Source organism: Nocardiopsis changdeensis (genome assembly GCF_018316655.1).
Lineage (GTDB): Bacteria > Actinomycetota > Actinomycetes > Streptosporangiales > Streptosporangiaceae > Nocardiopsis > Nocardiopsis changdeensis.
The window spans coordinates 4,285,722-4,299,459 of the sequence record NZ_CP074133.1 but is presented as its reverse complement, the minus strand read 5'-3'; the positions used below and the strand labels follow the sequence as shown (position 1 = coordinate 4,299,459).

Here is a 13,738-nt window from a genome sequence, read left to right as displayed (position 1 = left end):
CCCGCGGGCGGTTCCGGCACGGCCGGTGCCCCGCGCGCCGGCGCGCGTGTGACGTGGGTCATGGTCGACGGGGGCCGCTGCGGGCCGGACCCACGGGGCCCTCCCGTGCCCCGCGGGGGCGCGTTCGCGGCGGTGTCCGGGCCTGGCTAGCCTGTTCGCGGCACGACGACAGGGAATGGGACGATCGGATGACCACATGTTCAAGGGCGGGCGTACGCCCCGGCCCGGACGGGACGGCCGCGTGAGCGCAACCGCCGACGCCCCCGCCGACGCGCGCACCCCCGACGGCGTCCCCGCCGACGTCCGCGCCCTGGGCCGGCGCACCCTGCGCCGCAACCGCCGCGACGCCGCCTGCGCCACCGCCCTGCACTCCCTGCACCAGCTCGCCGAGGCCCTGGTCCCCGTGGCCATCGGCGTCACCATCGACCGGGCCGTCTTCACCGGCGACGTCGGCGCCCTGGCCCTGTGCGTCCTGGGCATGGCCGCCCTGTTCACGGTGCTGGCCCTCGCCTACCGCATCGGCGCCCGGTTCTCCATGCGGGCCGCCGAGAACGAGGCCCACCTGCTGCGGGTGGAGGCCGCCCGCCGGGCCCTGGACCCGCGCGGGGAGCGCAGCGGACTGCGCGCCGGGGAACTGCTGTCCGTGGCCACCTCCGACGCCGAGCAGGCGTCCCAGTACGTGCGCGCCTGGATCGGGCTCATCGCCATGGGCAGCGCGATCACCGTCACCACCGTCGCCCTGCTGGCCATCGACGTCCCCCTGGGGATCGGCGTCCTGGTCGGGGTGCCGCTGATGATGCTGCTGCTGCGCTTCCCCGCCGCCCGCATCACCCGGCGCAGCGAGGCCAAGCAGGCCACCGCCGCCGGGGCCACCGCCCTGGCCACCGACCTGGTCGGCGGCCTGCGCGTGCTCATGGGCATGGGCGCCCGCCGCGCCGCCGCTGACCGCTACCGCCGGGCCAGCGGCGTCGCCCTCACCGCCTCGGTGTCGGCCGCGGCCAGCAACGGCGTGTACCGCGGCATGGTGTCGGCCGCGGGCGTGCTGTTCCTGGCGTGCGTGGCCGCGGTCGCCGGCTGGATGGCGCTGGAGGGGCGGCTGACCATCGGCGAGCTCATCACCGTGGTGGGCCTGGCCCAGTTCCTGGCCGAACCCGTCCAGGGCCTGGGCATGGTCGGCCAGCTCTTCGCCACCTCCCGCGCCTCGGCCCGCCGCCTGGTGCGGCTGCTGACCGCCCCCGCCGCCGTCACCCCCGGCGAGCGGCCGGTCCCGGCCGAGCCCGTGGTGGAACTGGACGGGGTCGCCTACCGCACCCTGCGCGGGGTCGACCTGCGGCTGGCCCCGGGCGAGACCGTGGGCGTGCTGGCCACCGACCCGCGCGACGCCGAGGCGCTGCTGGAGCTGCTGTCGGGCCGGGCCGTCCCCGAGGACGTCGAGGAGGGCCGGGCCGCGGTGGGCGGAGTGCCCGTGCACGAGCTCGACCTGGCCGCGCTGCGCGCCGCCGTCCTGGTGGAGGAGCACGGGGCGACCCTGTTCGAGGGCACGCTGCGCACCAACCTGGCCACCGGCGGCGACCGCGACGAGGCGCACCTGCGCGAGGCGTTGCGCGCCGCCGGGGCCGAGGACCTGGTCACCGGGCACGCCCAGGGCCTGGACCGGCCCATCGCCGACCGGGCCGCGAACCTGTCCGGCGGGCAGCGCCAGCGCGCCGCCCTGGCGCGCGCCCTGGCCGCGGACCCGCCGGTGCTGGTCCTGCACGACCCCACCACCGCCGTGGACGCGGTCACCGAGGAGGCGATCGCCCGCGGACTGACCCGGGCCCGCGCCGACCGCGCCCCGGCGGGGGCCACCCTCGTGGTGGCCGCCAGCCCGGCGCTGCTCTCCCGCACCGACCGGGTGGTCGTCCTGGAGGAGGGGCGCGTCCGGACCGTGGGCACCCACGCCGAGCTGGTCGGCCGGGACCCCGCCTACGCCGAGGCGGTCCTGCGGTGACTCCCCTTCCCTCCCGCTCAGCCGGGAGTTTCCCCCGCGCGGCGACGCGCCACCGCGGTCCGGCGGCACGGCCCGGCCGCGGCGTGCCCCGCCGCGTGGCGGCACCACCCCGCGGTCCCGCCCTCCCGGGCACGGCGGCGGACGGCGGACCCGCCCGGGGCGGGGCGCCGGGCACAGAGGCAGGTTCCCCGGGCGCGGGCGCGCCGGGCACGGAAAGGACGGTGACCGCGTGAGCGCGATCGACGAACACGCGGACCTGCTGCCCACCGCGTCGGCCCGGCGCACCTGGGCGGTGCTCGGCGACGGGGTGCGGCGCAGCGGCTGGGGCACGCCCCTGTCCCTGGTCGTGGTGCTGTCGGGCAGCGCGGTCGGCCTGGTCGCCCCCTGGACGCTGGGCACCATGGTCGACGACATCTCCGGCGGCGCCGGACTGGACGCGGTGCTGCGCGCGGCCGGGATCATCGCCGCGGCGGCACTGCTCGGGGGCCTGCTCACCGGGGCGGGCGCCTGGCTGGTGACACGGGCCGGGGAGCGGATCCTGGCGCGGCTGCGCGAGCGGGTCATGGACCGGGTCCTGCACATGCCCGCCGCTCAGGTGGAGCGGGTGCGCATCGGCGACCTGCTGTCCCGGGTGGGCGACGACGTCGCAGTGGTCACCACCGGCATCGCCCGCAACGGCCCCGACGTGGTGATCGCGCTGGCCATGGTGCTGTCGACGGCGGCCGGGATGACCGCCCTGGACTGGCGGCTGGGCCTGGCCGGGCTGTGCGCCCTGCCGGTCTACGTGTGGGCGGCCCGCTGGTACCTGCCGCTCTCGGGCCCCTACTACGCCCGCGAGCGGATCGCGATGGGCGAGCGGTCGCACGCCATGATGGGCGCGCTGCGCGGGCGGTCGGCGGTGCGCGCCTACCGGCGCGAGGAGGAGCACGAGGGGCGGGTCTCCGACCGGTCCCTGGCGGCCATGGACATCACGCTGTCGGTGTTCCGGCTGCTCACCCGGTTCGGGTCGCGGCTCAACGGCGCGGAGTGCGTGGGGCTGACGGCGGTGCTGGTCGCCGGGTTCTGGCTGGTGCGCGGCGAACTCGTGACGGTGGGCGCGGTCACCGCCGCGGCGCTGTACTTCCACCGGCTGTTCGGCCCGATGATGTTCCTGGTCATGAACTTCAACGAGGTGCAGTCGGCCGGGGCGAGCCTGGCCCGGCTCGCCGGGGTGGTGGACCTGCCCGAGGCCCCCGAGCCGGAACGGCCGCGCGAGCCGCAGGACGCGTCGGTGCGGGTCAAGGAGGTCGCGCACCGGTACGGCCCCGACACCCCGCCCGCCCTGGACGGGGTCTCGCTGGAGATCGCCCCCGGGGAACGGGTGGCGCTGGTGGGCGCCAGCGGCGCGGGCAAGAGCACGCTGGCGGCGGTGATCACGGGCCTGCGCGTCCCCGACACGGGCGAGGTGTACCTGGGCGGGGTGCCTCTGGCCGACCTGGGCGAGCGCCTGCTGCGCGGGCACGTGTACCTGGTCAGCCAGGAGACCCACGTGTTCGCCGGGACCCTGCTGGAGGACCTGCGGCTGGCCCGCCCCGGGGCGGACGCCGCCGAGGCGGAGGCCGCGCTGGAGCGGGTGGACGCGCTCGGCTGGGTGCGGGCGCTGCCCGAGGGGCTGGACACCGTGGTCGGCGAGGGCGGCCACCCGCTCACCGCCGAACAGGCCCAGCACCTGGCGCTGGCCCGGATGGTGCTGGCCGACCCGCCGGTCGCGGTGCTGGACGAGGCCACCGCTGAAGCGGGCAGCGCGGGTGCGCGCCGCCTGGAGCGGGCCTCCCTGGCGGCCACCGAGGGCCGCACCACACTGGTGGTGGCGCACCGGCTGACCCAGGCGCAGGCCGCCGACCGGGTGGTGGTGATGGACCGCGGCCGCGTCGTCGAGCAGGGGCCGCACGCCGACCTGGTGGCGGCCGGCGGCCGCTACGCCGACCTGTGGCGCAGCTGGCAGGGCACCGCCTGAGCCCCGGCCCGGCGGGCACCGCGCCGGCCGGCCGTGCGGGGCGCGGGTTCCGGCGGAGTCCGGGCCCGCCGGGGCCGGGCGGCGGGCTCAGAGCACCTTCCGGGCCCCCGGCAGCGCACGGACGGGAAAGGCCAGCATCCAGCAGAGCGGCAGCCCCAGGGCCGCCACCAGCGCGAACTTCGCCACGGCCGGCGCCTGCACCACGCTGAACGCGTATCCCAGGGCCACCAGCACGACCGGGTGGACCACGTACACGGTGAAGGCGTGCTCCGACAGGAACCGCCCGAAGGCCCCCTGGCGGTCCAGGCGGTCCCGGAACAGCACCAGCAGGCCCGTGATGAGCCCGACGGCCAGTACCGACTCGGAGACCGCCATCACCAGGGACTGCCAGGTCCCGCCGCCCAGGAACTCCGTTCCCCCGGAGGAGCCGACGATGAGGACGAGGATCGCCGCCGCGGCCGCGCCCGCCGCGGCGAACCCCGCCCGTCCGGCTTTCCCGGACAGGCCCGCCGGCAGGCCGCGCCGGGCCGCGAGCACCCCCACGGTGAACAGCGCCGCGTACTGCGGCAGGTAGGCGGGGGTGGGCAGGCCCAGGAACCCGGCGTCCATCGGCAGCCAGATCCGCCACCCGTAACCGGCGAGGCCCAGCCCAAGGACGAAGCCCGCGACCGCGACCGGGCCGGGCGCCCGCCCCGGTTCCGGCGACGGCCGGTCCGCGCCCCGGCCTCCGCGCGTCAGGTACCGCCACAGGACGTAGAGCGCGCTGAACACGAACAGCACCTCCACGAACCACATCGGCCCCGGGGTGAGCGAGGTCAGGTAGTACTCCCAGTAGGGCAGCGCGCTCCCTTCTGCGAGGGCCGCGTCCCTCTCCGCCGTGTACTCGCCCACCGTCACCAGAGGGCGCAGCAACAGCAGCCAGGCCAGCAGCGGGATCCCCAGACGCAGCAGGCGTTCCCCGAGGAGGCCCCGGCCGCCCCTGCGGTCGTGGGAGCCCGGGAGGAACAGGCCCGCGATGAGGAAGAACGCACCCATGAAGAACGCCTGGTCGAACACCAGCATCAGGTCCAAGAACATCCCGGAGGGGTCGGCGGCCGGCTCCAGGTAGTACCAGCGCGGCACGTTGCTGTAGGCGATGGCGGCATGGTGCAGCACCACCAGCACCGTCAGGGCGGTGCGCAGGTTGTCAAGGTAGAGCAGCCGCGGGACGCCCGCGGACCGCACGGCCGGGGCACCGGTGGGCAGGGACATGGTTCGTTTCTCCTCGGGGGTCGTGGCGCGGGAGGGGCCGCCCGGGTCCGCGGGCACGCCGGGGGGTGGCCACGCGGGGCGGTCCGGCGCCGTTGCGCGGCGTCGCGAAGGGGCACCGCCGTACGCGTCGGCACCGGGGGCGGAGGAGCAGGGGCGGAAGAGCCGGGCCCCGGGGTCTCCAGCGGCCCTGAACCGAGGCTAGGGACCACCCGTCCGCGCGGGAATCCGTCCCGGCCCCGGTCCGGGGTGGGTCTGGACCCACACTTGCTCCGGACGGATGCGCTCGGCGGGGCCGCCCGGGAGAATGGCGGTGGGCGGCCGGGCCGCGCCGCACCGGGCGTCGGTCGGCCGGGACCGCCCGTCCCGAGAAACGCCCCCGTCCACGGCCGCGGCGGGACCCGCGCCCCCCGGCCGGAGAACCGGAGAAGAGCATGGACCGGCCCCCCGGCGGACCCCTCCTCGCCGTCGCGCGCCCTTTCGCCCAGGGGGCGGTGCGCTCCTCCGTTCTCCTCGTGCTCACCGCGTTCGTCCCCGGGATATGGGTGGCCGCCGCGTTCTTCTTCCTCCGGCTGACGGGCAGTGCGTTCGGGACCTTCTGGTGCGTCTTCGGCGTGGCGGTGCCCTGCCTCGTGGTGTTCCCACGCCCCGTCTGCGGCGCCGTGCGGTCGCTGGTCCTGCGCTGGACCGGAACGGCGATCCCCGACTCCTACCGGCCCCTGGTCCCGGTGACCAGGATGGCGACGCGCTACTGGTGGAACGGGTACGACTACCAGAGGTTCCGCTGGGTCTCGCTGTTCCACCGGTGGATCCTGTCCCGGGTGTACGACCCCGCCGCCTGGCGCGACATGCTGTGGCTCCTGGCCGCCCCGTTCACCGCCGGGGCGGCAGCGGCGGCCCCGCTGGCGCTGACGGCCGCGGGGGCCGCCGCGGTGGTGCGGCGGTGGTCGCCGCCCCCGCCGGTGCCGGACTGGGCCGGAACACCCGTGGCCGTGGCGGTCGCGCTCCTCGGAGTGCTCCTCCTCCCGGTGGGATGGCGGGTCGCCGTCCCCTCGGCCCGGCGCCTCCTCGGCCCGTCGGCCCCCGCGCGGTTCGCCGCGAGGATCGCCGCGCTGGTCCAGGGGCGGGCCGACCTCACCCACGCGCAGGAGGCCGAGCTGCGCCGGATCGAGCGCGACCTCCACGACGGGGCCCAGGCGCGGCTCGTCTCCATCGGCCTCTCGCTCAGCGCGGCCGAGCGGCTGCTGGACGACGACCAGACCGAGGTCAGGGAGCTGCTGAGGCAGACCCGGGAGAACTCGCTGGCCGCCCTGCGCGAGCTCCGGGAGCTCGCGCGGGGGATCGTCCCGCCGGTCCTCGCCGAACGCGGGCTCGTCGACGCGATCCGCGCGCTCGCCCTGGACGCGCCCCTGCGGACCGAGGTCCGTTCCACGCTGGAGCACCGGTTGGAGACGCCGATCGAGTCCGGTCTGTACTTCGCCACCGCCGAACTCGTGACCAACGCCGTGAAGCACTCGCACGGGTCGGCCATCGACATCACCATCGACCGCACCCGCCAGGGCGTCGCCGTCACCGTCGCCGACGACGGCCGCGGAGGGGCCCGCGCCGGTGCCGGATCGGGGCTGGCGGGGCTCAGGACCCGCCTCAACGCATTCGACGGTGTCCTCCGGATCGACAGCCCGCCCGGCGGACCCACCCGTATCACCGTGGAGGTGCCGTGCGCATCGTCGTAGTAGAAGACCTCTACCTCCTGCGGGACGGCCTGGTTCGGCTGTTGGAGGCTTACGGACACAAGGTCGTGGCCTCCGCGGGTGACGGGCCGACCGCTCTGCGGCTGCTCGCCGAGCACCGGCCAGACGTGGCCGTCGTCGACGTCAGGCTGCCGCCCACCTTCTCCGACGAGGGCCTCCAGGTCGCGCTGGAGGCGCGCCGCGGACAGCCGGGCCTGCCGGTGCTCATCCTGTCCCAGCACATCGAACAGCTCTACGCGCGCGAGCTGCTCGCCGCGGGAGGCGGCGGCGTGGGATACCTCCTGAAGGACCGGGTGTTCGACGCCGACCAGTTCATCGAGGCGGTGGAACGGGTCGCCCGCGGCGGCACCTCCCTCGACCCCGCCGTCGTCGCGAAGATCATGAACGCGGGCTCCGCGTCGCCCCTGGACGCCCTCACCGCCCGCGAGCGCGACGTCATCGCGCTGATGGCCGAGGGGCTGTCGAACCAGGCCATCGCCCGGCGCCTCTTCCTCAGCGAGGGGGCGATCAGCAAGCACACCACGGCGATCTTCGCGAAGCTCGGCATCGAGGCCGACGCCGACGGCAACCGCCGTGTCCGCGCCGTTCTCACCTTTCTCGGGGCGGCCGGCAGGACCTGACCCGTGCCGCGGCCCGCGGACGGCCCGCCGCACTCCCGGCCCTGACCGCGGCCCCGCCGGGGGCGCCCCGCACGCGGGTGCTCCGGACCCCGGTCCGCGTGCACGGCCGAGGGGGCGGTGGTGGGCGGTCGGGCGGCCGGTGGCAGGCTGGGCGGACGCGCCGGGGACCCGCCCCGAACGCGCCGAGACGAGAGGTCGGTGGGCCGCGATGACCGTTCCCGACACGGGGACGCCCTGGCTGCGCCGTTTCCATGCCAGGCCCGGGGCCCGGCTGACGGTGGTGCTCTTCCCGCACGCGGGCGGGACGGCCAACTTCTACCGGGAGTGGGCGACAGGCCTGCCGGAGGGGTTCGCGTCGGTCGTCGTGCAGTACCCCGGCCGGGAGACCCGGTTCGGCGAGCCCCTGGCCGCGCGGCTGGAGGACCTGGCGGCGGGGGCCGCGGCGGCCCTGGAGGGCCACCTGACCGGCCCGTACGCGCTGCTCGGCCACAGCATGGGCTCGCTGGTCGCCTACGAGGCGGCCCGCCGCCTGGCAGGCGGTCCGCTGGGCCCGCCGGTGCGCCTGTTCGCGTCGGCGCGGCGCGCCCCCGGCCGGGAGGGGCCCGCCTCCGGCGTCCACCTGCTGGACGACGACGGCCTGGTCGCCGTCATCGAAAAGCTCGGCGGCACGCCCCCCGGCCTGCTGGACGACCTCGACCTGCGGTCCCTGGTGCTGCCCTCGGTGCGCGGCGACTACCGGCTCGTCGACGCCTACCGGCCCGCCGCCCCCGAACCCCTGGACGTGCCCATTACGGCGCTGGCCGGGGCCGACGACCCCTCGGTCCCACCCGCCGAGGTGGACCGCTGGGGCGATCTCACCACGCGCGGGCACGTCCTGGAGGTGCTGCCCGGCGGCCACTTCTTCCCCGTCCGGCACCGGGCCGAGGTGCTGCGCGTCCTCGTCCGCGACCTCGCCGGCGCGGTCTGACCGGGGCGGCCGGCGGGAGGTCCCCCGAGGGGACGGCCCTCCCGCCGCGGCCGCGCCCCCGGTCACGGGCGGGGAGCCGTCACAGGCGCGGGTCCACCGGGTCCGCCGCGGGTCCCTCGATCCGGTACCGGTCCAGGGCGGTCACGACGTAGGCGCCCTCCCCGTCGGAGCGGTCGGTCCAGGAGGTGGTGCCGGTGACCCCGAGCAGGGCGTCGGCGGTCAGCGCCTCGCACACGTCCTCGATGTCCCCGGAGGCCACGGCCTCGGCCTGGTCGGCGCCGACGCGGTAGACCGCGTAGGAGCGGGCCCCGTCCAGCTCCTTCCAGGACAGCTCGGTGCCGTCCTCGCCGGTCTCGGCGCTCAGGCCGCGCACCTCCCCGACCTCGGGGTCGGTGTCGGGGGCCACGTCCGCCACGGGCGGCAGCGCCGGGTCGGAGTAGTACTCCTCGCGCAGGTGGCCGAACGCCTCCGCGGCCTCCTCGGTGAGCGACGTGAAGGAGAAGTACACGTCGCCGCCCACCTGCTCGACGCTGTCGGAGTAGTCGAGCTGGTCGGACAGGGCGCTCTCGCCGCGCCAGCCGGGCTCGCCCGCCCGGTAGGCGGCCTGGCCGATGTACAGGTCCACGCCGGTGCCCTCCACCTGGTCGGCCCACCAGTCGGTGAGGACCTCGTAGTCGGCCGCGGCGAACCCGCGCTCCCAGTACAGCTGCGGGACCACGTAGTCGATGGTGCCGTCCTGGATCCAGGTGCGGGTGTCGGCGTGCTGGGCGGCGTAGGACTCCAGGCCGTCGGTGTCCGACCCGGCGGGGTCGCTGCCCGCGTTGCGCCAGATCCCGAACGGGGAGATACCGAACCGGACCCAGGGCTTCTCCTCCTCGATGCGCTCGTGGATCCCGGCGACGAACCGGTTGACGTTGTCGCGGCGCCAGTCGTCGCGGTCGTCGAAGTCCCCGCCGTGCGCCTCCCAGGAGGCGTCGTCGTCGAACTCCTCGCCGTCCTTGGGGTAGGGGTAGAAGAAGTCGTCGAAGTGGACGCCGTCGATGTCGTAGCGCTCGACCACGTCCATGATCACGTCGGTGACCCAGGCCCGCACCTCGGGGTTGCCGGGGTCGAGGAACCCCTCGCCGCCGTAGCGGACCATCCAGTCGGGGTGCTCCTTGACGGGGTGGTCGTCGGCGAGGGTCTCCAGGTCGGAGGAGATGCCGACGCGGTAGGGGTTGAACCAGGCGTGCAGCTCCAGGCCGCGTTCGTGGGCCCCGGCGACGGCGTACTCCAGCGGGTCGTAGCCGGGGTCGCCGCCCTGCTCGCCGGTGAGGTAGCGCGACCAGGGCTCCAGGTCGGACTCGTAGACGGCGTCGGTGGTGGGGCGCACGTGCAGGAACACGGTGTTCAGGCCCAGCTCGGCGGCCTCGTCCAGGCGCGCGTCCAGCTCCGCCTGCTGCTCCTCGGCGGACAGGCCGGGCTCGGAGGGCCAGTCGATGTTGCCGACGGTGGTCAGCCAGGCGCCGCGCATCTCGCGCTTGTCGTCCGCGGCCCGGCACAGGGAGGCGCCGGGGCCGGGCGCGGGGGCGTCGGCGGCGCCCGCGACCGCGTAGCCGGCGGCGATCACCGCCGCGGCGGCGCCGAAGGCCGCCCACTTCCTGTAGGGGCGGGGAGCGGTGCGGGTGCTGTGTCGGCCGGATGCCACGTGACCTCCTCGGGGCCTGGCTCGGGGCGCCGTGCGGCGCACCAGGCATCAGAGTAGGTCATTACATAACATTTCAGACACACAGGAGCCTCGAAGAGAATAATTTTACCTTCGCCGGGTAAACCAGTGCGGCTCTGTGCGTCCGGTCAGTCGGTCACCGCCTGGCCGTGCTTCCAGTAGCCGATGAAGGTGATGTCGTCCTTGGCCACGCCCCGCTCGCGCACCAGGTGGCGGCGCAGCTCGGTGGGCAGCGCGTTCTCCCCGGCGACGAAGCAGTACAGGCGCTCCTGCGGCAGCTCGGCGGCGCGCACCGCCTCCAGGGCCAGGCGGCCGGGCACCGCGTGCGGGTCGGCGCGGGGCAGCCAGTGCACCTCGACCCCCGGCAGCGACCGCAGCGGGCGGACGTCGTCGGCCGAGGGCACCTCCAGGTACACGCGGGCCCTGAGGGTCTCGGGCGCCTGCTCCAGGGTCGACACGAGCGCCGGGAGCGCGCTCTCGTCGCCCACCAGCAGCTGGAACCCGGCGCCGGGGGAGGGCAGGTAGTAGACGCCGTCGGTGAGCAGGCCGATCTCGTCTCCGGGCCGCGCCGCCCGCGCCCACGCCGAGGCCGGGCCGCCCTCGCCGTGGTCGACGAACTCGATGTCCATCTCCCGGGCCGGGGCGTCGAACCGGCGCACCGAGTAGTTGCGCACGTAGGGCTGGCGCTCCTTGGGCATGTCGTACAGCTGCGACACCCAGCGGCGGTCGGTGGCGGTGGGCAGGTGCAGGCGGTCCTGGCCGGGGCGGGTCAGGAACAGGCGCACGAACTGGTCGCGGCCCAGGAACTCGAAGTCCGCGAGCTCCTCCCCGCCCAGGGTGATGTTGATGAAGTGCTTGGTGACCCGCTCGGTGCGCACGACGCGGGCGCGCATGATCGCGCGGTGGGCGGGGTTCTCGACACGCACGGGGCACTCTTCTCGGATCGGACGAACGAGCACGAACGTCCCTGAGGTTAGCCTTACCAACCCGCCCCCGTCGACCCGGGCCCGCCGACCGGCCCCTCTGGAATCGCCTTCCCGACCTTGGAGGCCCCATGTCCCCGACGGTTCCGACCTGCCCCTGGCCATGTCCGGATATGTACGCCCCTGGACGTACGGCGTCAGCCACTCCGAGCCGTGGTTGCGCACCGGGGTGCATCGTGTGCGGCGGGTTCACCGCCTGGCGGGTGGGCCCCGACGGCGGCCGCCGGGAGGTCGTCGCCCGGGCGGGATCACTCCTGAGGCCCCGATGAGCGAAGGGGCGATGACACGGGCCGGCGGGTGAGGCCGCACCTCGTGCCGCGGGACGCGCGGACCGGCCGGACCGGAGCGGGTCAGGCGGGGCCGAGGCGGCGGTCGAGGATGCCGGCGAGCACGGCGCAGCCGCGTCGCAGCTGGGGTGGGGACGCCGAGCCGTAGCCCAGGACCAGGCCGTGCACGGTCGGCTCGCCGTGGCTGGTGCGGCCGGTGTCGTCGACCACCACGCCGCGGGCGGCGGCCTCGGCGACCACCGGGGCCACCTCGCGGGCGGGCAGCGGCAGCATCGCGTGCAGCCCCGCGGTGTCCCCGGTCAGGCGCGGCCCCAGGTACTCGATGAGCAGGGCGCGGCGGCGCGCGTACTCGGCGCGCATCCGCCGCAGGTGCCGGTCCAGGTCGCCGCGCTCCAGCAGCAGCGCTGTGGCGGCCTGCACCGGGCCCGGGGTGCGGTCGGTCAGGTTGCGGCGCACCCGCGCCAGGTGCTCCACCAGGTCGGGTTCGGCGACGATCCACCCGATGCCCAGGTCCGGGGTGAGGGTCTTGGACAGGGTCCCCAGCAGCACCACCCGCCCCGGGTCCATCCCGTACAGGGCGGGCAGCGGGGCCACGTCGTAGCGGAACTCGGCGTCGTAGTCGTCCTCGATGACCACCGCCCCCGTCGCCCGCGCCCACGAGATCAGCAGCTCGCGGCGGGGCACCGGCAGCCGCCCGCCCAGCGGGTACTGGTGGGCCGGGGTGGTGTACACCAGGCCCAGGCCGTCGGGGAGCGCGTCCACGACCAGCCCGTCGCGGTCCACCGGGCACGGGACGATGCGCGCCCCGCGGGCGGCCAGCACGGCGCGGGCCTTCCCGTACCCCGGCTCCTCCACCCCCACCCGGTCGCCCGGGGCGATCAGCGCCGCCCCCGCCAGGTCCAGCCCGTTGCCGGTGCCGCGGGTGACCAGGACGTTCTCCGGGCCCACGGCGATCCCGCGGTACCGGCGCAGGTGCTCGGCGAGCAGGGAGCGCAGCTCCGGCAGGCCGCGCGGGTCCGGGTCGTCGTCCTGGGGCAGGTCGGCGGCGGCGCGCCAGGCCCGCCGCCAGGCCGCCCGGTCCACCGACCCCACCCAGGGCGCGCCCGGGCGCAGGTCGATCAGACCGCGTTCGCGCAGCTCGGCGCGGGTGGGCCGGTCCTCCGTCGCGGTGCGGCCGCTGCGGGCGGCGGCGGTGCGCCAGGCCGGTTCGATGGGGGCGGGCTCGGCGGGCGCGGGCGCGGCGCCCGGGGCGACGAAGGTGCCCGACCCGTGCCGGCCCTCCAGCCACCCCTCGGCGTACAGCTGCTGGTAGGCGTCGGTGACGACAGTGCGGCTGACCCCCAGCTGGGCGGCGAGGGTCCGGCTGGAGGGCAGGCGCTCGCCCGGGGTGAGGGACCCGCCGGTCACGGCCGCGCGCAGGGCGGCGGCCAGCTGGAGGGTGAGCGGCGCGTCGCCGGAGCGGTCCAGGCGCAGGGCCGGTTCGGCGTGCTGTCGGGGCACGGGCGCGGGCTTCCTAGAGTTCGAGGTGGTACAGGCCGACCGGCGCGGGCGGCGGCAGCGGCGGCGCGGAGCCGGGGTCGGTGCGGAAGGACCGCAGCAGGTGGCCGACCATGCGGCGGGCGGCGGCCAGCGCCGCCTCGGCGGTGTCGGCGCGGATGCCGTCGACGGCCATGAGGACCAGGGTGAGGTCGGTGCGCTCGAAGTCGGCGCGCAGGGCCCCGGCCTGTTTGGCGCGCAGGATCAGCCGCGCGAACCCCTCCTCGGCCCGCGCGCGGCGCTCCTCCAGTTCGGGCGAGAGGGGGGAGGAGCCCAGGAACGCGGCGCCGAACCCCCGGTCGGCGACCTGCATGGCGGCGATGCGGTACAGCGAGGCCGCGAACCCGCGCCAGGGGTCGGGGTCGGCCAGGGCGTGGTCGACGAGGTCGGCGCAGGCGGAGGCCTGGTCGGCGAAGGCCTCGGCGACCAGGTCGTCGCGCGTGGGGAAGCGCCGGTACAGGGTGGCGGTGCCCACTCCGGCGCGGCGGGCGATGGTGGCCATGGGCACGTCGATGCCGTGGGAGGCGAACGCCTCGCGGGCGGCGCGCAGGATGCGCTCGCGGTTGCGCAGGGCGTCGGCGCGCAGCGCGGGTCCGGCCGACGCCATCTGAGACGGATCTCCGGGCATGTGTCTCACATTACCGCTAAGTGGACG

At 76.1% G+C, this 13,738-nt stretch carries 10 protein-coding genes; 5 read left to right on the top strand and 5 right to left on the bottom strand.

Annotated elements, in window-relative coordinates; all coding sequences use genetic code 11:
* Window positions 1–241 precede the first annotated feature (241 nt).
* The gene (locus tag KGD84_RS19785) at window positions 242–1,990 is read left to right on the top strand and encodes an ABC transporter ATP-binding protein (protein ID WP_255646679.1); all 1,749 of its coding nucleotides are present in this window, start codon (window positions 242–244) and stop codon (window positions 1,988–1,990) included.
* A 229-nt stretch (window positions 1,991–2,219) separates the two neighbouring features.
* Window positions 2,220–3,986 (top strand): ABC transporter ATP-binding protein, encoded by a 1,767-nt coding sequence (locus tag KGD84_RS19780; protein WP_255646678.1) that lies wholly within the window; start codon window positions 2,220–2,222, stop codon window positions 3,984–3,986.
* An 87-nt stretch (window positions 3,987–4,073) separates the two neighbouring features.
* Here KGD84_RS19780 and KGD84_RS19775 read toward each other — a convergent pair whose 3' ends face one another.
* Complete coding sequence (locus KGD84_RS19775; protein WP_220561892.1) at window positions 4,074–5,237, bottom strand: acyltransferase family protein; 1,164 nt, start codon at window positions 5,235–5,237, stop codon at window positions 4,074–4,076.
* Between the two features lie 431 nt (window positions 5,238–5,668).
* On the opposite strand from KGD84_RS19775, the gene KGD84_RS19770 reads away from it, so the two are divergent.
* The 3 genes from KGD84_RS19770 (at window position 5,669) to KGD84_RS19760 (ending at window position 8,572) form a co-directional block, all read left to right on the top strand.
* Complete coding sequence (locus tag KGD84_RS19770; protein WP_220561891.1) at window positions 5,669–6,967, top strand: sensor histidine kinase; 1,299 nt, start codon at window positions 5,669–5,671, stop codon at window positions 6,965–6,967.
* The gene (locus KGD84_RS19765) at window positions 6,952–7,605 is read left to right on the top strand and encodes a response regulator transcription factor (protein ID WP_220561890.1); all 654 of its coding nucleotides are present in this window, start codon (window positions 6,952–6,954) and stop codon (window positions 7,603–7,605) included. Before KGD84_RS19770 ends, KGD84_RS19765 begins: the two co-directional genes overlap by 16 nt.
* Before the next feature lie 208 nt (window positions 7,606–7,813).
* The gene (locus KGD84_RS19760) at window positions 7,814–8,572 is read left to right on the top strand and encodes a thioesterase II family protein (protein ID WP_220561889.1); all 759 of its coding nucleotides are present in this window, start codon (window positions 7,814–7,816) and stop codon (window positions 8,570–8,572) included.
* Between the two features lie 79 nt (window positions 8,573–8,651).
* Here the strand turns inward: KGD84_RS19760 and KGD84_RS19755 are convergent, their stop codons facing one another.
* The 4 genes from KGD84_RS19755 to KGD84_RS19740 form a co-directional block, all read right to left on the bottom strand.
* Entirely contained in the window at window positions 8,652–10,259 is a 1,608-nt protein-coding gene (locus KGD84_RS19755; RefSeq protein ID WP_220561888.1) for a glycoside hydrolase family 10-like protein, read from the bottom strand.
* Between the two features lie 146 nt (window positions 10,260–10,405).
* On the bottom strand, window positions 10,406–11,203 hold the full coding sequence (locus tag KGD84_RS19750; protein ID WP_220561887.1) for a siderophore-interacting protein: 798 nt from the start codon (window positions 11,201–11,203) through the stop codon (window positions 10,406–10,408).
* Between the two features lie 407 nt (window positions 11,204–11,610).
* Entirely contained in the window at window positions 11,611–13,047 is a 1,437-nt protein-coding gene (pdxR, locus tag KGD84_RS19745; RefSeq protein WP_220561886.1) for a MocR-like pyridoxine biosynthesis transcription factor PdxR, read from the bottom strand.
* 13 nt (window positions 13,048–13,060) lie between these two features.
* Entirely contained in the window at window positions 13,061–13,711 is a 651-nt protein-coding gene (locus KGD84_RS19740) for a TetR/AcrR family transcriptional regulator (RefSeq protein ID WP_220561885.1), read from the bottom strand.
* Window positions 13,712–13,738 lie beyond the last annotated feature (27 nt).